Genomic DNA, 20,639 nt, shown 5'->3' with positions numbered 1-20,639 from the left:
TTAAACAAGTTTTTCAATGTTGTAATGACCATTTTTGTAGCCATTTATGGATATGATTTCTTCTACTCGGCGTCCTATGGGGGTCCTGGCGATATACACTACACAATGAACCGCTTCAGCAATTAAAGGTTCGATTTCAGCGGGCGCTGCAGGATTTCGAGTGATAAGAGATTTCAAGCGATAAAGTCCGGAAAGCGCGCTATTAGCATGCAAGGTAGCAGCGCCACCTTCATGGCCAGTATTCCATGCATCAAGTAAATCAAGCGCTTCACTACCTCGAACTTCACCAATGAGAATTCGATCTGGCCGCATTCTAAGTGTGGTTTTCAAAAGTTGGGTCATACTGACATTCAAAGTAGTGTGGTATTGAACAAAATTCTTAGCGTTACATTGAATCTCGCCTGTATCCTCAATAATAAAAACGCGCTCATTGGGAAAATTAATAACCATTTCATTGATAATGGCGTTTACTAATGTGGTTTTACCCGAACCAGTGCCGCCAACAATTAAAATGTTTTGATGTGCAACGACTGCTTCCTTAAGTAATGCATGTTGCGCTTTTGTCATAATTGCCGATTGTACATAGTCATCTAAGCTAAAAACCGCTATAGCTTTTTTACGAATCGCAAAGGTCGGTTTTGAAACCACTGGTGGTAATTGTCCTGCAAAGCGAGAGCCATCCAGCGGTAGCTCTCCTTCCAAAATTGGATTAAAACGTGTTACTTCTTTACCATGAAACCCTGCAATTGTTTTAATGATGGATTCTGCACGAGCTTCACTAACACTACCTATGCAGCGCATCGTCTCGCCAAGTCGTTCCTGCCAAAGCCTACCATCAGCATTCAGCATGATTTCAACAGTTTTGGGATCATTTAATGCTTGTTCAATCACATCTCCTAAATCGCGCCTTAGCTTTTCACGAGCTCTGTCTTTAACTGTTATTCCTTGTTCTTCTGATGCTTTCATAAGCTTATTTCCTAAATCTTATAGCTAATCATTGATGGCTTTCAGCCGCTCTGCCATGTTTGAATTTGCTGATTAAACGCTCAACAATGCTTTCTTTATTTGGAAGGTGATCATTGAACCAATTATCCTTCTGCCGCTCCCGATAAATCCGCCTTTGAATTTCATCACGGTGAACTGGAATTGACTGAGGTGCATCAAAAGCGAGTCTAACCTCACCGTTACGATATCCAACCACCGTACAGTAGACATCTTCACTAATCACAACTGACTCTCCGATTTTTCTTGTTAAAATCAACATGCTCTTTCTCCTTTCGTTATAAATGGGCACAAGGCTTCATTTCTCTTTAATCTTGAGCCGCAGAACAATTGAAATTTTTATCGTTAGCGAGTTTGAGATTGGCCAAACGTGCACTCGCTAATTTGCGCATAAAAATTTGTTTGCCATCGACATCAACATGAGGGGGAGCTTGAATACCTACTACGACGTTGCCGTCATGCTCAAACAAAATTTTGATTTTGATTTGACCTTTATTAATTAAAATTTGCTCGCCAACGCGACGGGTTAAAATGATCATGTGCTTTCTCCTATAGTTTCATGTTTAACTGTTGTTTTATTTTTGCGAGATTAAATGCCGCCACTTCTAAATTACGCGGGTGCTCTTTTTCTACCCGCCTAATAAAGTTATGTCTGCGTTTAATATCACGGCATATATCAACAAACTGAGGTAAAGTGGGTGGAAATTCGCGATTAGTACGACACTCTTTAATTGCAAGCTCAAAAATCCTGTCATCAATTTCGCAGAGTGCTTCTTGCCACTGTTGCTTCATAAATTTAATAAAATTTTCCTCTTTTAATTGGCTCCGCCAGAGTTGCCCATAAAACGCGCCAAATTGTAAAAACAAATTATCAATACGTTTCGCGTTCATTGGCACGCCTTGCGAAGCTGATAACATTGCTGGCTTCGTCTTCGCCGTTTTTTCCAGATTCATTTTCACTGCCGGAACCGCAGCTGCTCCAGAGCGGGTCGTAAGCGGTAGGTTGTGTATGACTTGTTTCATAATTTGCATTGTTAATGTCCTGGGAATATTGTGTTAACTCATCAGCCCAGCATTGCTGTGTCAGCCAATTTGCTGGGTTTTTCCAATTTGGTACCCAAAGGCCTTGCGCTTTTTGTTGTTGGATAAAATTAACTTGTGCTTGCAGCGCTAAAAGGATTTGTTCGATTAAAGTGCTTGAAGGGTTTAGTTCTTGAAAAACTTGCCATGCTTGTTGCTGAGATTTTTTGACAGGATAAAGTTCCCAAAATTTTTCGAATTGCTTAAATAAAAAAATATAATAATTATTATATTGAGGTATGGCGGCTTTTATAGTTTTTGGTGTGGCGGGATAAATGGTTTTATTGCCGAAAACCCTTATATTTTCTGTGTTGTCTTGATTAGTAGGGGTGGCGACTTTCTGTGGTGGCTTTATGGCGGCTTTATTTTGGACAAAATAATCCGTTGAAGCTAATGGACATTTTAAAATGAGTTGCATACCATCAGATTGAACTTCAATTAAGCCTGCACGAACTAAACCATAAACAGCACGACGTACTTGATCGCGCGAAAAGCTTTGGCTTTTAATACCTTGATGCGGCTCAATGTAAAGCTGTTCAGATATAGATTGATGGCTAATTCGCCGCTTGATACCTGTTATTCCTGTTTTCACATCCATATACGGCCTTATTCCTCTAAGATAAGTCAATTGCTGGATATGAGTTAAGCCACTCATTGCCGCCAGCTCATTACTATTTATGACAAAATCTAACATCGTCCCTATCCCTGTTAATCCTCGTTTTTATTTTCATAGTGTGATATATTTATTAAATAAAACTTAATTATCACAAATTGTGAATAAAGAGCTTCACTATATATCACAATTTGTGATATATCAATAGGTAAACTAGATTTTTGAGGTAAATTTGACTGTACCTAACATCAAAAAAGAAATTGGCAGGCGTATCCTCGAAGCCAGGAAATCAAAAGGCTTAACTCTAAAAGAGCTTGGTGAACTTGCAGGTGGCCTTAAGCAAACACGCCTAACCAATTGGGAGCAGGGTATTCGTGCTCCTGGGCCAGAAGAAATAAAGCAACTAGCACTGGCGCTGGATATTTCGCCAGCTTTTTTAATGTGCTTGTCAGATGAAGTACGAGTAAAAAAGGCTAAGAGTCCTACCCATTTAATCCCACTTTTGGATCCTCGCCAGGCTTGTGAATCGAAATTACATATCAACGCAATTCGTGAGCAAGGCACAAATGCTAATGCCGTATTTATTTCTATTAGTGCTGCATTAGTACCAGAATTAAGTAATGAGGCGTTTGCAGTGAAAATGTCAGATGAAAGTATGACTCCTGAGATTCGAGTGAATGATGTTCTTGTCATAGATCCTTTGGAGTTTTTTAAGCCTGGAGATTATGTTGGTGTTAAAATTAAAGAGCGGCAGGAGATTATCATTTGCAAGTATAAAAAATTGTCTTACACCACGTCGGAATTTGAGCTTTTGACTTTAAATGATGATTGGCCAAATATTAAAGTAGTTGATGATATAGAAATAGTTATCGTTGGCAAAGTTATTCAAAAAATCTGCACATATTAATTACTGACGCATAAACCTATTATTAGTTTGAATAAACTGATTTTGATAATACAATCGCGGATACCGCCGGATATGATGATTATTGATTGCGGATTCCAAGGTTTGAAAAATGAAAGCCAGCGCCCTAAATGAACACAGAATTTTTGATTCTAATCTTCTTGATAACATCACCTATATATTAAATAAGAAATTTACTGCAGAGGTTAAGATAATTTCCACTCAATTTTTAAGTGAGCCTGAGCGTAGAAATTGCGTAGTAAGACTATTTTTATCAAGCCAAGCGAAAGAAATTCCTAAAAGTATTATTTTAAAGCAACCTCTAAGAGGAGACACGGATGCTGATGATGAAGAAGCATATGCACGATTTGCACGGAATAGGCAGGTCTTGAGTTTGCCTCTGAGATTAAGCAAAAAAGCCATAATGTCCCAAAATTTTATGGTGGAAATAAAGAGCATCGCTTTATTCTGATTGAAGACTTAGGAATTCAGCATGGTAGTTGCCAAGCTTAAAGAAGATAGTTAAGTTATTATTCGTAAATATAAGCAACTTTCGACATCAAAAACATAACCAGAATTTGAATTAATTGCATCTAAAGATAATTATTAATTCTGATATAAAAGCGATATCCTAGGCACTGTAATTAGTTTGCAAAGAATAATTAATAGATGATTTTAACTTTAGATAGATTAATAGACGCCTCTAGTTAACTAAATTGATTCATTAAAGATAATCGGCTATTTCTATTACGTGTACTAAACGTTGACATACTTATTTATTTTTATTGGCTACGCAATGCTAATATCTACTTTACTTGAAATTCAAGATTTCTAAAGAAATAAAAAGTCAAAAAAATAGCTCATTTGAAATAATTCAAGATCACAGCATTTTCCTTAAGGAAAATTATCCTAAATTTGACAAAATACCCCACGGGTATATGCCTATAGGCGTATATAGGAGAAATTTCATGTCAAGCCATCCAGAGCACCGTAACGAAGTATCACGCATCAATCGCGCCATTAATGAGAGGTAAAATAGGCTTAATATAGGCTGTATCATTTAACCAATTCAGTATACACTAAAAGGGTATGCAATGGATAGATTTTAAGGCAAAGGATGCGCTATTTTTCACAGTTAATAATTTTAATTGCGGTTAACTTTTTTCTTTCGAAAGCACTTGCCTCTACCCCTTTGACTTTTAAAGAAGCTTTGGCAACTGCTTATTGTAATAATCCTGAGCTACAAGCAGAAATAAATAAAGCCAATGCAATGCGCGGTTCATTTATCCAAAGTGGTCTCTACCCAAATCCGCAAGTAGCGCTAACCGCGGAAAACTTTGGCGGCTCTGGCAAATACTCAGGCTATGAAGCGGCAGAAACAACCCTTGCTATCACTCAGCCTATTCCTTTAGGCAATCGATTATTTTATTTAAAAAATGCAGCTTATGTTGATTATCTGGCTTCACTTGCCCAGATAAGCGTGCAGCAAGCAGCTCTTTATCGTGCGGTCGGGATTGCTTATGTGGATGCATTTTATGCAGGCCAATGGCATAAGGTCACCCAAAAATTAGCCAACCTTAACCAAGGGATTGTGGCTGCTATTGAAAAGCGAGTTAATGCAGGCGCAGGCTCTCAATTAGATTTACGATTGGCACAAATTCGGTTAGGGGACGCTAAAATCCAAGAAAATAGAGCCGCACGCGAAGCATTATTGCAACGAGCGAAACTCGCACGCTTATTAGGGGATAGGTTAAAAGTAAATAGGCCGCTAGTCGATAAAGGTTTGCCTAGCGTCTCACTAAATTGGTCAGGATTGCTAAAAAAACTATCCCAAAGTCCCCAGCTCAGGCAAATCCAACTGCAGTTGCAAGCTAAACGTGCCAGCATTTCTGCAGTTAAAAAGTCAGTTTGGCCCGATTTAAATGTTCAATTAGGCGCTCGTCACTTTGCAGATGATGATAGTTTGGCTGCAGTCGCTGCAGTGGCTGCACCAATACCTGTCTATGATCGCAATCAAGGAAGAATTTTGACCGCTGAGGCGCAATATAGCCAAGTTGCTTATGAGTTTCAAGGTATGAAATTAACCATAAGACAAAGTGTATATACGGCTTTTTTGCAAGCCAAGCAGAGTCGTTATGAGGCTAATTTAGTGACTAGCTCCTTATTGCCTTTGGCACGTAACGCAATAAATCTAGCTCAAGAAGGATTTAAAATGGGACGCTATACCTACATTGAACTGTCCACAGCCCTTAATATGCTTTATGAGGAAGAGCGGCATTATCAACAAGCCCATGCTGATTATCATAAGGCCTTAATTGAGCTCACCGCCCTCTTAGGGCTAAATTCTGTTAAGGAGAGCAAGTGAAGTCTATAAAGTTAATCCTTCGAAACCTTACGCTTTTAATTCTTTTACTAGGATTAAGTCCTTCATCTTTATGGGCAGATGAAACGTCTCATGGTGATGAAGAACGTGGTCATCAGGAAAGTATAGAAAAAGGCCCTCAGGGCGGAAGATTATTTAAAGAAGGGAGTGTGGCACTTGAGCTTTTAATGTTTGAACGCGGCATGCCACCTCATTTTCGTGTCTATCTCTATAAAAATGGCGAGCTTATTAAACCTAATACAGCGCAATTAGCTATTCAGTTAACTCGCTTTAATGATAAAAAAGAAGACATAACCTTTACTGCTATTGAAAACTTTTTACAAAGCAATCAGGCGATTCGTGAGCCTCATTCCTTTGATGTTGTGATTGAATTAGTCTTACAAAATAAGCGCTATACTTGGCGTTATGAAACTTATGAGGGCCGAATTAAAGTTGCAGCAGGTATTCTTAAGGCTACCGATATTGAAACAGCCATTGCCCAAAGCCAAACGATTAAGACGAAACTAAATGTGGTAGGAAAGATTGTGCCTAATCGCGACACTCTGGCGCCTATTTATGCGCGTTATGTGGGTATTATTAAGTCAATGACTAAAAATCTGGGTGATGAGGTTAGAAAGGGTGATGCTTTAGTTGTTATTGAAAGTAATGAAAGTTTGCAAAATTACACAATTAACGCACCCATTACAGGTACTATTGTACAAAAATCTGCAACGACTGGGGAGCTTGCCCAAAATACCAAACCTATTTATGAGGTGGCCAATTTAGCGAATGTATGGGCAGATTTTACCTTATATCGAAAAGAGGCGCCTTTGGTCAAGCAAGGCATGGAAGTAGACGTGACAGGCGATGAAGGAAAACCCAAAACAATAACTACCGTTTCATATATTGCGCCTTTAGGCATTGAAGACAGTCAAACTACCTTAGCACGGGCAGTGCTTCCTAATGAAAATCGCATTTGGATACCTGGCATGTATATTAATGGTGCCATTACCATTAAGGAGACGATAGCGCCTGTTGCTGTTTTACTGTCTGCTGTTCAGCGCATCAATCAAAAAGAAGTTATCTTTATTCAACAAGGGGATTATTTTGAAGCTACACCTGTTATTTTAGGCCAAAAAGATGAGCAATGGGTCGAGGTTATTTCAGGGCTAGATAAAGGGGAGCGCTACGTGAGTAAAAATAGCTTCTTTATGAAAGCCGAGCTTGGCAAAGACGGCGCAAGTCATGAACATTAAGGGTAGCTGATGCTTCAGAAAATAATCCGTTTTTCCTTAAAACATCGTTGGTTTATCCTTTTATTTACCTTAATGATTGCCATTTTAGGTGTTTATAATTATCAGCGATTGCCTATTGATGCCGTGCCTGATATTACTAATGTGCAAGTACAAATTAATACCCAGGCATCGGGCTATTCTCCTTTTGAGGTAGAGCAACGTATTACTTTTCCTATTGAGCTTGCCATGAGTGGGTTACCAAATCTTAATTACACCCGCTCTTTATCACGGTATGGATTATCGCAAGTGACGGTAGTATTTAAAGATGGTACTGATATTTATTTTGCACGCCAGCTTATTAATGAGCGCTTGCAAGCCGTTAAAGATAAATTACCCCCAGAAACTGAAACCACTTTAGGCCCAATTTCAACCGGCCTTGGCGAAATCTTTATGTATACGGTGACCAATAAGCTTAATACCCCGGCAAGCCAACGTTATAATCCGACTGAGCTTCGCACCATTCAAGATTGGATTATTAAGCCGCAATTACGCAATGTCGAAGGGGTTGCTGAAGTGAATACGATTGGTGGCTATGAAAAGCAATTTCATATCACGCCTAATCCCATGAAACTTGTACGTTACCGATTAAGTTTGAATGATGTAGTTCAGGCACTTCAGCGCAATAACGCTAATGTTGGCGCTGGCTACATTGAAACAAATGGCGAGCAAAATTTAATTCGTGTTCCGGGACAAGTTCAAAATATTGCTGATATTGAAAATATTGTTATTGCAAGTTTTGAAGGAACACCTGTTCGAATTCGTGATGTTGCAGAGGTAGCCTTAGGTAAAGAGTTACGTACAGGTGCTGCTACCGAAAATGGTAGAGAAGTCGTTTTGGGTACAGTGTTTATGCTGATAGGTGAAAACAGTCGGACGGTTTCAGAGCGCGTAGCACTTAAAATGAAGGACATTAATAAAACGCTCCCTGAAGGCGTTGAAGCTGTAACCGTGTATAATCGCACCTTGCTAGTCAATGCGACCATTGATACCGTTAAGAAAAACTTACTTGAAGGTGCTCTACTTGTTTGTGTAATTTTATTTTTGTTTTTAGGTAACATTCGAGCCGCTCTTATTACCGCCATGGTCATCCCTCTGTCCATGTTATTAACCATTACGGGCATGGTAACGAATCAAATAAGTGCCAATTTAATGAGCTTAGGCGCGCTTGATTTCGGTTTAATTGTTGATGGCGCTGTCATTATTGTTGAGAACTGCATTAAACATCTAGGCGAACAGCAACATGCGCTACAGAAAGTCTTAAATTTAGAAGAGCGGTTAAAAGTGATTGCTCATGCAACAACGGAAGTCATTCGACCTAGTATCTTTGGCGTGTTTATTATCACTGTTGTGTATTTACCTATTCTCACCTTAACCGGTGTTGAGGGAAAAATGTTTTTACCGATGGCTGAAACTGTCATTATTGCGCTTCTTGCCTCCATGCTTTTTGCTTTGACTTTTGTACCAGCGGCAGTTGCTATTTTCTTAGGAGGTCGGGTGCAAGAAAAAGAAAACTGGTTGGTATATTACTTGTCACTTGGTTATGCCAAAGTACTGCGCCGTTGTTTTCATGCAAGAAACTTAGTGATAAGTCTTGCTGCTTTATTGGTTGCTATCAGTCTCTTCATTGCCTTTCGCCTAGGCGGGGAATTTATCCCAAGTTTGGATGAAGGCGATATTGCGATGCATGCTATGCGCATTCCCGGAACCAGTTTAACCCAAGCCATTACTATGCAGCACCTTGTTGAAGAGCGCATAAGCCAATTTCCAGAAGTAAAGCGGGTTTTTTCCAAATTAGGTACGGCCGAAGTAGCAACTGACCCCATGCCTCCTAACGTAGCGGATACCTTTATTATTTTAAAACCTCGCAAGGACTGGGCTGACCCTAAAAAAAATAAACAAGCATTGGTGCAAGACATTGAGCACGCTGTAAAAGAACTTCCGGGTAATAATTATGAATTTACTCAACCCATCCAAATGCGCTTTAATGAACTCATTTCAGGTGTTCGTAGTGATGTGGCGGTAAAAGTATTTGGTGATGACATGACTACTTTGCTTTTAATTGCTAATAACATCAACGTTCAATTAAAACAGGTACCAGGTGCTGCCGATGTCAAAGTAGAGCAAGTCAGTGGTTTGCCGCTTCTAACCGTTAAGATTAATCGTGATGCCTTGGCGCGTTATGGGTTGCAAATTGCAACGGTTCAAGATGCGATTGTCATCGCTACTGGCGGTAAAAAAGGCGGTGATCTTTTTGAAGGTGATAGACGATTTGATTTAATTGTCCGCCTACCAGAGTCATTGCGCACCAATCCTAATGTACTTCGCCAAATATATGTTCCTTTGCCCTTGTCAAAAGATGGCGAGCAACATTTTATTCCCCTTAGTGAAGTGGCCTCCTTCGTTCAAAGCGAGAGCCCGAATCAAATTAGTCGTGAAAGTGGCAAACGGCGCGTGGTTGTCAGTGCCAACGTGCGTAATCGGGATTTAAGTTCGTTTGTGAATGAAGCAAAACGGCGTGTTGAGCAAAATGTTAAATTGCCCAGCGGCTATTGGATTAGCTGGGGCGGCCAATTTGAGCAGCTGCAATCGGCAGCTGCACGATTAAAAATCGTAGTTCCCATTACACTGCTAGGTATTTTCTTATTATTGTTTATGAGTTTTGGCAATGTAAAAAATGCCCTACTCGTGTTTACCGGTATTCCGCTGGCCTTAACGGGTGGCGTTTTTGCTCTATGGTTGCGCGGAATTCCTTTATCGATTTCTGCGGGCGTGGGATTTATCGCCTTGTCAGGTGTTGCGGTATTAAATGGCCTTGTCATGATTACTTTTATCAACACATTACGTGAACAGAAAGGTGTTTATTTAAAAGATGCCGTCTTACAAGGTTCGCTTGCTCGTCTGCGTCCGGTGCTAATGACAGCGCTTGTGGCCTCATTAGGTTTTATTCCTATGGCGCTTGCCACAGGTACAGGCTCTGAAGTGCAAAGGCCATTAGCTACTGTCGTCATAGGAGGGATTATTTCATCGACTTTCTTGACGTTGCTTGTGTTACCAGGCCTATATTATGTGTTTCATAACCGGCGAAAAAAATTAAAATCTACGCCTAATGTTAAGTAATCTTGGCTCTTTATTGCTGGTATTGTAAAACCTCCAGGGTTTTGATTTGACAAATTATCAAAGTTAACTATATTTTAGTTAAATACTTGTTTAATTGTTTAACTATTATGTTAACCCAAGACCAAATCATAACATTAAGCGACATTTTGCATTTAATGGGTGAGGCAAATCGTCTAAAACTTCTTCTAGCATGTCTTAATAACCCACAAACAGTCTCAGCGCTTGCAGAAAAATTACACCTATCAGTGCCCTTAGCTAGTCATCACTTAAGTCTTTTGCGTTCAGCTCGCCTCCTAAGAGCGAGGCGCCAAGGGAAACATATTTATTACAGCATTTTTGATGAGCACGTAAAGTGTATTTTAGATGATTTGCTAAAGCATTTTACTGAAGAAGGGGAGGTTTAATATGAGCTTTTTAAAACGAATCTTTAATAATTATATGAACAGTCATCATGGGGAAAATAACAATCATGGTGGGTATAGTTCCAATCACCATGGCTCCCGAAGAGGGGGGCATCACAGCAATAGACAGGATACCCCTTATTACTCTAATAAAGAAGCACTCAGAAAATGTCCTTACTGTCAGGCTACTATGGATAACCAGTCTAAATTTTGCGGGCAATGCGGGAAAGACTCAATCAGTGCGGCATGTCGATGTGGCGCATTAATTATACCTGGGTCTAAGTTTTGTGGTCAATGTGGGGCTTCATTATGATTTCTTTAACTAAAACCACTTTCTTCGTTGCAGGGCTTGATTGCCCTTCAGAAGAAAAACTCATTAGAAAGCAATTCCAGGATATGCCAGAAGTTGAATATTTGGATTTTAATTTTATCACTGAAGAAGTAACGATTCATCATCGATTATCAGTGATTAATGAGTTACAACGACGGATAGAAGCTTTAGGGATGGATGTACGCCCTAAGACTAATTCTGTTGGTAAGCAAGACTCTAACGAAAGAATTATAGATTCATCTTGGACGCGACTTATTACTGCGGGTGTTTTTGCATTGTGCTCCGAGTTGATTACTTACTTCTTGTCGAATGACTGGTTTATTTTAAGTGTGATTGCAGCACTCATTGCAATTGGTTTAAGTGGGCTTACTTTATTTAAAAAAGGTCTTATCGCTTTACGCACAAAAGCAATGAATATTAATAGCCTAATGTTAATTGCCGTAACTGGAGCTTTTTTTATTGGCGCCTGGCCAGAGGCTGCTATGGTTACTGTTTTATTTGCCTTAGCGGAGCGTATTGAACGGTATTCTTTAGATAAGGCACGGCTTGCCATAAGAAGTCTCATGCAAATTGCTCCAGAAAAAGCATTAGTTAAACAAGAAAATGGGGCATGGGAACTCCAAATGGTTGAGCAAGTTAATGTAGGCTCCATTGTGAAGATAAAGCCTGGCGAGCGTATTCCGTTAGATGGTGAAGTTATCTTGGGTCAAAGTACGGTTAACCAAGCACCGGTTACGGGTGAGTCTATGCCAATAACCAAGCAAATAGGAGATGAAGTATTTGCCGGAACTTTGAATGAACACGGTAGTTTTGAAATTAAGGTTACTAAAGTATCGGGAGATACCTTACTTGCAAAAATAGGCAAAGCGATTGAACAAGCACAATCGGAACGCGCGCCTACAGAGCGCTTTGTCGATCAATTTTCCAGATATTACACACCGATTATGGTATTGGTTGCGGTCATTGTTGCCTTTGTCCCACCACTTGCACTGGGATATCCGTTTTATGATTGGATTTATAAGGCATTGACCTTGTTAGTCATTGCATGTCCTTGCGCTTTAGTTATTTCAACTCCGATAACCATTGTCAGTGGCCTAGCTTCGGCAGCAAAAAAAGGGTTACTTATTAAGGGAGGTAATTATTTAGAAAACGGTTATAAACTAAAAATGATTGCATTAGATAAAACGGGAACCTTAACGGAAGGTAAGCCTAAGGTAACTAATTTTATCGCTTATGACTCAAGTTACGATGAAGAGCATCTACTATTACTAACCGCAAGTCTTGATAGTCACTCAGAACACCCTGTTGCGCATGCATTAATGAATTATTGGAAAGAGAGACAGCCTGAGTCTCCTTTAATGAAGGTTGATGAATTTACCGCGCTTCCTGGGCGAGGTGTAAAAGGACGAATCAATCAGGAATTATATTATGTAGGCAATCATCAGTTGGCAGAAGATAATCAGGTATGTAACGCCATAGTAGAGCAACTGCTTAAGCAACTGGAAGAGGAAGGGAAAACAACTGTTATCTTAAGCAATTCCATTAAAGTTTTAGCAATATTTGCGGTAGCAGATACTTTACGCACTACGAGCAAAAATGCCATTGAGCAGTTGCACCAACAGGGAATTAAAACCACCATGTTGACTGGTGACAACGCAATTACAGCTCAAGCTATTGCCAAATTAGTCGGTATTGATGAAGTAAAAGCCAATGTTTTACCTACAGATAAAATGGATGCCATAGAGAGTTTATTACAACAATATAAAACAGTAGGTATGGTAGGTGATGGCATCAATGATGCGCCTGCGCTTGCTAAAGCTTCAATAAGTTTTGCCATGGGAAAAGGAACCGATACCGCTCTTGAGACAGCAGACGTAGCGCTTATGAATGATGACTTGGCAAGATTGCCTTTATATATTGATCTAAGTCATAAGACCGTTCGAATTCTTCGTCAAAATATTAGCTTATCTATTGCGATAAAGGGAGTGTTTTTTGTTTTGGCGCTAGGAGGAATAGCCACGTTGTGGATGGCGGTCTTTGCAGATATGGGAGCCAGTCTAATTGTTGTAGCCAATGGGCTTCGTTTACTGCGCTATCCTGCCACTAATGAGGAGGCCTAATGACAGTAAATTTTTGGATGATAAGCGGCTTTATTGGGCTATTGATTCTTATTTTTATCATTATTTTTTTTATTAAAGAAAAAAAATCATTACCATGGATGGGCTTTTTAATTATATTTCTGATTTTTGCTGCCGTTTTCTTACATGGCATATCGGGTGCCTTATAAAATTAAACGCTTTTAACAGGAGTAAGCATGGATTATCTGCATTGGATAAATACTGATCCCAGTTATTTTTGCGCATGGATTCGTTGTATTATTTTATTTTGTTTAAGTGTTTTGTTATTTCGATTTACCAATCATCGATTTAATATAAGCACGCCTTTAGATTTTTTAATTATTGCTATAGCAGGAGGCCTAATCAGCAGGGGTATCGCGGGGACAAATTCTTTATGGTTAACGGTCGAAGCGTTGCTAACTTTAGTGGTCCTCCATTTCATTTTATCCAAACTTTGTTTTTTCTTTAACAAATTAGGGTTTCTATTTAAAGGATCCTCTCACTATCTCATCAAAGACGGCGTGATGGATTATAAAAGTCTGCGCCGCTTTAGCATTAGTGAAAATGATCTTTTGGCACAATTACGCCAAAGATTGAATACTGAAGATTTTTCTTTAGTAGAACTTGCCATTCTAGAACGGACAGGAAATATATCTTTTATCTTAAAAAAGAACAAATAATATAGCCTTTATTTGACGTAAATTGATGAAGTGAAGGCTAATATTTTGTCTGCTGAAAAAATGCAAGCTATTAACCGCCTATTAGAGCAATATAAAACAGTGGGTATGGTTGTTGATGGGATTAATGATGCGCCCGCCTTGGGTAAGGCGTCTATTAGCTTTGCCATGGGCAAAGGAACGGACACAGCGTTAGAGACAGCAGATGTGGCGTTAATATGAATGATAATTTAATGTTGCTGCCCTACTATATAGACTTAAGCCGTCAAACTGCCCGCATTTTACGGCAAAATATTAGCTTATCTATTGTCATTAAAATTATTTTTTTGGTTTAGCACTTGGCGGTTTTGCTACACTTTGGATGGCTGTTTTTGCCGATATGGGGGCAAGTTTAATTGTGGTTGCTAATGGTTTGCGCTTATTAAATTTATCTAATCCCGTTAAGGTAATTACTTAATGAAAAAAACTATATTACCGATATTGATTATGGTATGGTGGATATAATCAAATCACCCTTGGATAAGGAGTTATCAATGAGTCATCTAATGTACAGAGCAATTTTCTTTTTAATGAGTTTATTATTTTTAAGTTTAAATCTCATGGCTTGCAATCAGACTGCTAAGCAAGAGCCTAAGTCAGAGCTTTATACAGGTGATTTTGGCGGCGATGGTGGGCATATACATCAAAATAAATAAAGAATAAGTCGAGCCTTAAAAAGAATTAAAATTGGTATTGGCTATGTTATATTGAATTTAGCAACTCTATCTATGTGTTTATCCAATTAAGTCGATATTACTAGAAATTAAGAGCAGTAAATACTATAAGTTTCTTTGTTTGACAGTAAGGATTTACCCTCATGTCCTTTCAACAAAGGACTGAAGTAAATACAGTCAATGAATTTTTAGTAGGTAATAGCCTTGAAGCAGGCATGTTATCAAGAGGACCCTAGATTAAGATAAGCTTTTGAAAAAAATTACTCTAGCTCATCTGGGGTATTTTGTCTTTAAAATAGATAAATCAAATATAAAATACAGAGCCTAAATAATGGATAAAGATGACAACAACTGGGATAGGATTGCTTTTTTATTTGAAGGGGGTGGTGCTTTAGGGGCATTTCAAGTCGGTGTTTATGAAGCACTATGGAAGGCTGGCTATTTAGTTAACTGGGTCAGTGGAATTTCTATTGGGGCTATTAATGCGGCTATTGTAGCCGGCAATAAGACAGAGCAACGCCTGCCAAAATTGAAAGAATTCTGGCAAAGAGTCATTACGCCCAGTTATTTAAATTGGTGGCCTTTATTGTTTAATCCAATGCATCTGAGTGAATTAAATGATGTTTGGCAAGCTCAAACCTCTCTGTTTTGGGGGCAGCCAGGATTTTTTTCTCCAAAGCCAATTAACCCTCTTTTTTTATATCAAGAGACGCCAGACAACGTGAGCTTTTATGATACGTCGTTGTTGAAAGAGACGCTTAGGGAGTTAATTGATTTTGATATTCTTAATAATGGTGAGGTGCGTCTAACTTTATCGGCGGTCCAGTTAAGCACCGGTCAACAGGTGCAATTTGATTCAGCAAAGCAGTACATTGGAATTGAACATATTATGGCTAGCGGTGCACTACCCCCAGGTTTTCCAGCAGTAAAGATTGATAAGGAGTATTATTGGGATGGTGCTTTAGTGAATAACAGCTCGCTTGAAATAATATTAAATGACCTCCCCAATATAAATACCCTTTGTTTTATGATGCAGCTTTTTGACCCCGATGGAGCCTTGCCGAATTCACTAGATAAAGTACTGTTAAAACAGAAAGAGATTATTTATACCAGCAATTACCAGCATACCTTAAATAATTTTTGCGAAAATCAGGACTTACGCCATACACTCAAAGAAATTTACAATCTTTTACCAGCCTATCAAAAAAAGAAGCCTCAGTATAAACATATTCCTTTAATGGGAAATACGACAAAAATGACTCTTGTAAAGTTTCACCGCCATGCGCAGAAGAGCGACCGCTCATCTAAGGACTATAATTTTACTAAAGCAGCTGTTAAAGCAAACATAAATATGGGTTATAAGCAAGCCTCTCGTGCTCTTAAAGAGTCAGTGTGGAAGCAGTCCGTCACGAACAATGTTAGTGTGGTTTTATATGATGTGTTTGCTCATAAAACTGAGCAAAGAATAGTTATGCATGGTAAAGAAACACATAAATCCCTTTAAACAAAAAGCGTAATTTATTCGCCTTGTTAGGAAAAATAATGAATCAAGCTGCTCATCAAGATTTAAAGGGACCTTCAAAGGAGCGCTCACTTTGGCTTGCCCTTTTATTAACAGGCGGGTTTTTAATTGCTGAAGTGGTTGGTGGAATTATTACAGGGAGCCTTGCCTTACTATCTGATGCAGCGCATATGTTAACGGATGTAACAGCCCTTATAATTGCATTAATTGCTATACGAGTAAGCCGCCGTCCAGCAGATACTCGTCGTACCTTTGGTTATTATCGTTTTGAAATTTTAGCGGCCACATTTAATGCAGGCTTGCTTTTTTTAGTGGCACTCTATATTTTATTTGAGGCTTATCAACGGTTAAAGCAACCGCCAGAAATTTCCTCGTTAGGCATGTTAATTATAGCCTTCATTGGTTTAATCGTTAATTTAATTTCAATGTATCTTTTATCTCGGAATAAGGATGAAAGCCTAAATCTTAAAAGCGCCTATCTTGAAGTCTGGAGTGATATGTTAGGCTCTTTGGGCGTTATCATAGCAGCACTTTTCATCCGCTTTTTGGGATGGAGTTGGATAGATTCTGCTATTGCTGTTTTAATTGGCTTATGGGTTTTGCCGCGCACTTGGCTGCTCTTAAAAGAGACGGTTAATATTCTCTTAGAAGGCGTGCCAGAAGGGATTGATTTAGAAAAAATTAAAATTCAAATGACGCAAGTAGAAGATGTGATAGAAATACATGACTTACATATTTGGGCTATTACAAGTAATAAAATTAGCCTCACAGCACATGTTGTTATTGCTTCAAATGCTAAAGAAGAATTGGTAAGAGCCAATGTTCAGAAAATGTTATTAACCCAATTTAATATTCAACATACAACGTTACAAACCGAATATAAAAAAACCTCTGATAGGGACGAATCTTGTGGCTTTGCTACTTACCCAAATAATAAGGAAAAATTCTAAAATTATTTTACTATTCGCTCACTGATATTATAAAAAAGTTAGGCTGAAAAATCTATATTCTATCTTGGTGAGTTAACTTTAAAGGCATGTCTTAAGCTTAAGCGGTTTTTTCTTTTGCTAATTGGATTAGATTACAAAAATTGTTAAACCAATTGCGGGCAATGTATCAACTACTTGCTTCTCATTAAGGACTTTTTATCGTGTTATTACCTAATACTTTAAAGAGTATGGTATTGACCATGCTCGCTTTCAATGTAGCGTCTGCTGAGACAAACGCCTTGCCCACTCAAACAATCTCCCCTTCTCAACTGCTTATTAAAAAATATCAAGTCCAAGTCAATGGGAAGCGTGTGGATTTGTTTCGTATTGAGCAACCGGATGGCACGTGGGGTTATCGAGGTATGAAAGGCGGGATGTTTGACGTCGTTGTTAAAAATCAAACCGATAAACCAACGGTGCTTCATTGGCATGGGTTAATCGTGCCTAATAATCAAGACGGGGTGCCTTATGTCACTCAGCCACCCATTCCTGCCGGTGGTGAGTATCATTATCGCTTTAAGCTTAAGCAAGCCGGAACTTATTGGATGCATTCGCATCATGACTTACAAGTGCAGCAATTTTTATCCGCACCGTTGATTATTGCTGACCCGAGCGATGTGCCGTCTAGCAAAGAAGTCACAGTGTTTATTGGAGATTTTAGTTTTAAAAAACCTGAGGTTATTTTTGCTGAGTTAAAAAAAGGAAACATGCCTGGTATGCAACATGGTAATGGGATGTCTGGCATGCCGATGAAAAAACAAACAGCGACTGATTTAAATGATGTGGCGTATGACGCGTTTTTAACCAATTATCGGACGTTAAAAAATCCTGAGGTCATCCAAGTTAAGCCAGGCGATAAGGTACGTTTGCGTTTTATCGCAGGCGCTGCCATGACTAATTTTTTTATAAACACGGGCCTTCTAGCAGGAGTTGCAATTGCGATTGACGGTGAAGCGATTAAGCCTGTGAAAGGCAATCAGTTTCAGCTGGCCGTAGGCCAACGTCTTGATGTCATAGTTACCATTCCAGCAGGCGAAAATGCTTATCCTATCTTGGCACAAGGAGAGGGTACGAATTTGCAAACAGGCCTTATTTTAGCAACGCCCAAGGCTAAAGTTCCTATGCTTAATGAACGAGCTGCATTCACAGCAGGGGCGCTTAACTATGACCAAGAATTTCAGTTTAAAGCGGCAACGCCTTTAGCAAAAAAAGCGCCTGGCCAAACGTTAATAGTTAATTTAGAAGGCGACATGATGCACTATGTTTGGACAATCAATAATCAGGTGTGGCCTAAGATTAATCCATTAAAGGTGAGTGACAATAAACGAGTGGAAATGGTATTTAATAACAAGACGATGATGGCCCATCCGATGCATCTGCATGGTCACGTGTTTGAAGTCACTGAAATTGATGGTAAAAAAATTGATGGCGGATTGCTGCATGATACCGTTTTAGTACGACCTAACTCCACAGTTAAAGTACAATTTGATACCGATAATCCAGGCAATTGGATGCTCCATTGTCATATGCTCTATCATCAGGAAAGTGGCATGATGACGATTATGAGTTATCCGGGCGTTAAGGCACCCGCTTTAACCATGCAACACGCGACACATTAAAGATATAAATGGATTTAAATAAAAGGAGAGTCAATTAAAATGAGAAGAATTACTTATGGCGCTATACCTGTTGTATTGCTGGCACTAGTAGGTTGCAGTAACAATGCAGCACTACTACCTGAAGCACACCTTGTCACTGTTGCTCAATCGCGTACAGCAATTAAACAGTGTAAAAATTTAGGCAAAATAATGGCTTCTGATGTGAATGGGGTCAGTCAAGCCTATCAGTCGCATGAGCATTTATATCAAGATGAAGTGAACATATTGAAAAATAAAACAGCGCAATTAGGCGGTAATACGGTGGTTATTATTAGTGACAAAGCAACGTACAATGGTAATCCCAAAACACATTTAGTAGACACCCATACCTTAGAAGGCATTGCTTATCAATGCAGACGATAAAAAAAGATAGCACCGTTTTTTGCTTAAAAATACGTTTGTTTCCTGCTGTTAAATGGACACATTAGCCTTAAATTTTTTTATCAGGGATTTAACACGCCATTGTCATCAATACAGTGGCGGTTAACCTCAATTAAGACGCTATCGGTTTCGATGTTTTTATCCCGTGTTTGCTGTGGTCCATCTCGTGATGTTTGCTGAATTCATACTTCAGGGAATGGAGGGTTCTACGCACAATCGCCTACCGAGTGATGCTATAATTTATTTATTTTCCAGAAGAAAGTCTAAATGGTACGTATACGAGCGTTGTCTCCAACCTTAGCCGCTTTAGGCGCTGCTGTGTTTTTTGGTGGCAGCACCCCCTTTGCTAAAGAGCTGGTTGGGCAAATCTCGCCTTTGTTACTGGCTGGCTTGTTGTATGCTGGTAGTGGTATTGGGTTAACGCTAGTACGCTTTATTAAAGACCGCGGTTGGCAAACTTCGGGGTTAGTCAAAGACGATTGGATTTGGTTGTTGGGTGCTATTGGTTTTGGCGGCATTTTAGGCCCTATCTTATTAATGGTTGGCTTACAGCAAACGAGTTCTGCAACAGCCTCTTTATTATTAAACCTTGAAGCTGTACTCACCGCCTTATTAGCCTGGCTTGTTTTTAAAGAAAATACAGCCCCACGAATTATACTTGGCATTTTTTTGATTGTGGTAGGTGGCGTCTTATTGTCATGGCCTCAAGGTCAAGCAACAGCCTATAATCTATTTGGGCCAGTTGCTATTGCAGGGGCTTGTCTATGTTGGGCGATTGACAATAACCTCACACGCAAAGTATCTGCGGGCGACCCTTTGTTCATTGCAGGAAGCAAAGGCCTTGTCTCAGGTATCGTGAGTATAAGCTTGGCGCTTTCCTTTGGATTAACATTGCCTGCCTTCTTAACAACCGTTTATGCCTTACTGGTTGGATTTATTGGTTATAGTGCAAGCCTTGTTTTATTTGTTCTTGCTTTACGAGGCTTAGGCACTGCCAGAACAGGTGCATATTTTTCGACAGCCCCTTTTATTGGTGCGGCAATTGCCATTTTATTTTTTCATGAAAATACATTTATGACATTTTGGATTGCATCTGGATTAATGGGGATTGGTGTGTGGCTACATCTCACCGAACATCATGAGCATGAACATACGCATGAGCCACTAGCGCATAGTCACAGTCATACTCATGACGAACACCACCAACATTCACATGCTTTTCTCTGGGATGGCAAGGAGCCCCATACACATAACCATCATCATGAGGCGATAAAGCATTCACACCCTCATTATCCTGATGTGCATCACAGACATGATCATAAATAATTTTTACACCTATTTTCTTGTCAATTTAGAATAGATATATAAGAAAAACACTTTCGTCTTTAACCTTTTTTCACATGGTATAAATACGCCATTGTCGCCTTAAGACTAGAATATGCCATAAAATAACAAAGGTGGGTCGAGCCTTATTATA

The 20,639-nt window shown here is 39.3% G+C and carries 21 protein-coding genes and 1 pseudogene; 17 read left to right on the top strand and 5 right to left on the bottom strand.

Features of this window, described 5'->3' with window-relative positions; genetic code table 11:
* From trbB to ACNVED_RS13190, 5 genes are read right to left on the bottom strand one after another with little or no spacing between them, the layout of a single operon-like run.
* Complete coding sequence (gene trbB / locus ACNVED_RS13210) at window positions 1-966, bottom strand: P-type conjugative transfer ATPase TrbB (protein ID WP_419419456.1); 966 nt, start codon at window positions 964-966, stop codon at window positions 1-3.
* Between the two features lie 28 nt (window positions 967-994).
* Window positions 995-1,264 (bottom strand): carbon storage regulator CsrA, encoded by a 270-nt coding sequence (gene csrA, locus ACNVED_RS13205; RefSeq protein ID WP_419419455.1) that lies wholly within the window; start codon window positions 1,262-1,264, stop codon window positions 995-997.
* Between the two features lie 46 nt (window positions 1,265-1,310).
* Window positions 1,311-1,541: a carbon storage regulator gene (locus ACNVED_RS13200; RefSeq protein WP_419419454.1), complete on the bottom strand. Its 231-nt coding sequence runs from the start codon at window positions 1,539-1,541 to the stop codon at window positions 1,311-1,313.
* Between the two features lie 10 nt (window positions 1,542-1,551).
* Window positions 1,552-1,893: a Vir protein gene (locus ACNVED_RS13195; RefSeq protein ID WP_419419453.1), complete on the bottom strand. Its 342-nt coding sequence runs from the start codon at window positions 1,891-1,893 to the stop codon at window positions 1,552-1,554.
* Window positions 1,874-2,776, bottom strand: a complete 903-nt coding sequence (locus ACNVED_RS13190) for a hypothetical protein (protein ID WP_419419452.1) — start codon at window positions 2,774-2,776, stop codon at window positions 1,874-1,876. The genes ACNVED_RS13195 and ACNVED_RS13190 overlap by 20 nt, the downstream gene beginning before the upstream one ends.
* Before the next feature lie 151 nt (window positions 2,777-2,927).
* Between ACNVED_RS13190 and ACNVED_RS13185 the strand changes: the two genes are divergently transcribed.
* The 17 genes and pseudogenes from ACNVED_RS13185 (at window position 2,928) to ACNVED_RS13105 (ending at window position 20,488) form a co-directional block, all read left to right on the top strand.
* On the top strand, window positions 2,928-3,602 hold the full coding sequence (locus ACNVED_RS13185) for a helix-turn-helix domain-containing protein (protein WP_419419451.1): 675 nt from the start codon (window positions 2,928-2,930) through the stop codon (window positions 3,600-3,602).
* Window positions 3,603-3,711: 109 nt separating this feature from the next.
* Window positions 3,712-4,071, top strand: a complete 360-nt coding sequence (locus tag ACNVED_RS13180) for a hypothetical protein (protein ID WP_419419450.1) — start codon at window positions 3,712-3,714, stop codon at window positions 4,069-4,071.
* Window positions 4,072-4,716: 645 nt separating this feature from the next.
* Window positions 4,717-5,964, top strand: coding sequence for a TolC family protein (locus ACNVED_RS13175; RefSeq protein ID WP_419419449.1), 1,248 nt, complete (start codon window positions 4,717-4,719; stop codon window positions 5,962-5,964).
* A complete protein-coding gene (locus ACNVED_RS13170) occupies window positions 5,961-7,217 on the top strand; it encodes an efflux RND transporter periplasmic adaptor subunit (protein ID WP_419419448.1) in 1,257 nt (418 codons plus the stop codon). Before ACNVED_RS13175 ends, ACNVED_RS13170 begins: the two co-directional genes overlap by 4 nt.
* A 9-nt stretch (window positions 7,218-7,226) precedes the next feature.
* A complete protein-coding gene (locus ACNVED_RS13165) occupies window positions 7,227-10,373 on the top strand; it encodes a CusA/CzcA family heavy metal efflux RND transporter (protein ID WP_419419447.1) in 3,147 nt (1,048 codons plus the stop codon).
* A 107-nt stretch (window positions 10,374-10,480) separates the two neighbouring features.
* On the top strand, window positions 10,481-10,777 hold the full coding sequence (locus ACNVED_RS13160) for an ArsR/SmtB family transcription factor (RefSeq protein WP_419419446.1): 297 nt from the start codon (window positions 10,481-10,483) through the stop codon (window positions 10,775-10,777).
* A gap of 1 nt (window position 10,778) precedes the next feature.
* Entirely contained in the window at window positions 10,779-11,087 is a 309-nt protein-coding gene (locus ACNVED_RS13155; RefSeq protein WP_419419445.1) for a zinc ribbon domain-containing protein, read from the top strand.
* Window positions 11,081-13,225 (top strand): heavy metal translocating P-type ATPase, encoded by a 2,145-nt coding sequence (locus tag ACNVED_RS13150; RefSeq protein WP_419421197.1) that lies wholly within the window; start codon window positions 11,081-11,083, stop codon window positions 13,223-13,225. The genes ACNVED_RS13155 and ACNVED_RS13150 overlap by 7 nt, the downstream gene beginning before the upstream one ends.
* The gene (locus tag ACNVED_RS13145; protein ID WP_419419444.1) at window positions 13,225-13,392 is read left to right on the top strand and encodes a hypothetical protein; all 168 of its coding nucleotides are present in this window, start codon (window positions 13,225-13,227) and stop codon (window positions 13,390-13,392) included. The genes ACNVED_RS13150 and ACNVED_RS13145 overlap by 1 nt, the downstream gene beginning before the upstream one ends.
* 27 nt (window positions 13,393-13,419) lie before the next feature.
* Window positions 13,420-13,902 carry a DUF421 domain-containing protein gene (locus tag ACNVED_RS13140; protein ID WP_419419443.1) on the top strand — a complete coding sequence of 161 codons (483 nt, stop codon included), beginning with the start codon at window positions 13,420-13,422 and terminating at the stop codon, window positions 13,900-13,902.
* Window positions 13,903-13,923: 21 nt separating this feature from the next.
* Window positions 13,924-14,356: pseudogene (locus ACNVED_RS13135) on the top strand (cation-transporting P-type ATPase); the annotation flags it as partial.
* A gap of 76 nt (window positions 14,357-14,432) precedes the next feature.
* Window positions 14,433-14,594 carry a hypothetical protein gene (locus ACNVED_RS13130; protein WP_419419442.1) on the top strand — a complete coding sequence of 54 codons (162 nt, stop codon included), beginning with the start codon at window positions 14,433-14,435 and terminating at the stop codon, window positions 14,592-14,594.
* 349 nt (window positions 14,595-14,943) lie between these two features.
* Entirely contained in the window at window positions 14,944-16,116 is a 1,173-nt protein-coding gene (locus ACNVED_RS13125) for a patatin-like phospholipase family protein (RefSeq protein ID WP_419419441.1), read from the top strand.
* Between the two features lie 38 nt (window positions 16,117-16,154).
* Complete coding sequence (locus ACNVED_RS13120; RefSeq protein ID WP_419419440.1) at window positions 16,155-17,084, top strand: cation diffusion facilitator family transporter; 930 nt, start codon at window positions 16,155-16,157, stop codon at window positions 17,082-17,084.
* 200 nt (window positions 17,085-17,284) lie between these two features.
* On the top strand, window positions 17,285-18,742 hold the full coding sequence (locus ACNVED_RS13115; RefSeq protein WP_419419439.1) for a multicopper oxidase family protein: 1,458 nt from the start codon (window positions 17,285-17,287) through the stop codon (window positions 18,740-18,742).
* A 39-nt stretch (window positions 18,743-18,781) separates the two neighbouring features.
* On the top strand, window positions 18,782-19,144 hold the full coding sequence (locus tag ACNVED_RS13110) for a DUF4156 domain-containing protein (protein ID WP_419419438.1): 363 nt from the start codon (window positions 18,782-18,784) through the stop codon (window positions 19,142-19,144).
* 285 nt (window positions 19,145-19,429) lie between these two features.
* Window positions 19,430-20,488 (top strand): EamA family transporter, encoded by a 1,059-nt coding sequence (locus tag ACNVED_RS13105; RefSeq protein WP_419419437.1) that lies wholly within the window; start codon window positions 19,430-19,432, stop codon window positions 20,486-20,488.
* Window positions 20,489-20,639: the final 151 nt, after the last annotated feature.

Origin of the sequence: Legionella sp. D16C41, assembly GCF_048541585.1 — a bacterium.
GTDB lineage: Bacteria > Pseudomonadota > Gammaproteobacteria > Legionellales > Legionellaceae > Legionella_C.
Note: the sequence above shows the minus strand (reverse complement) of the source record. Positions and strands in the feature narration are given on the sequence as shown.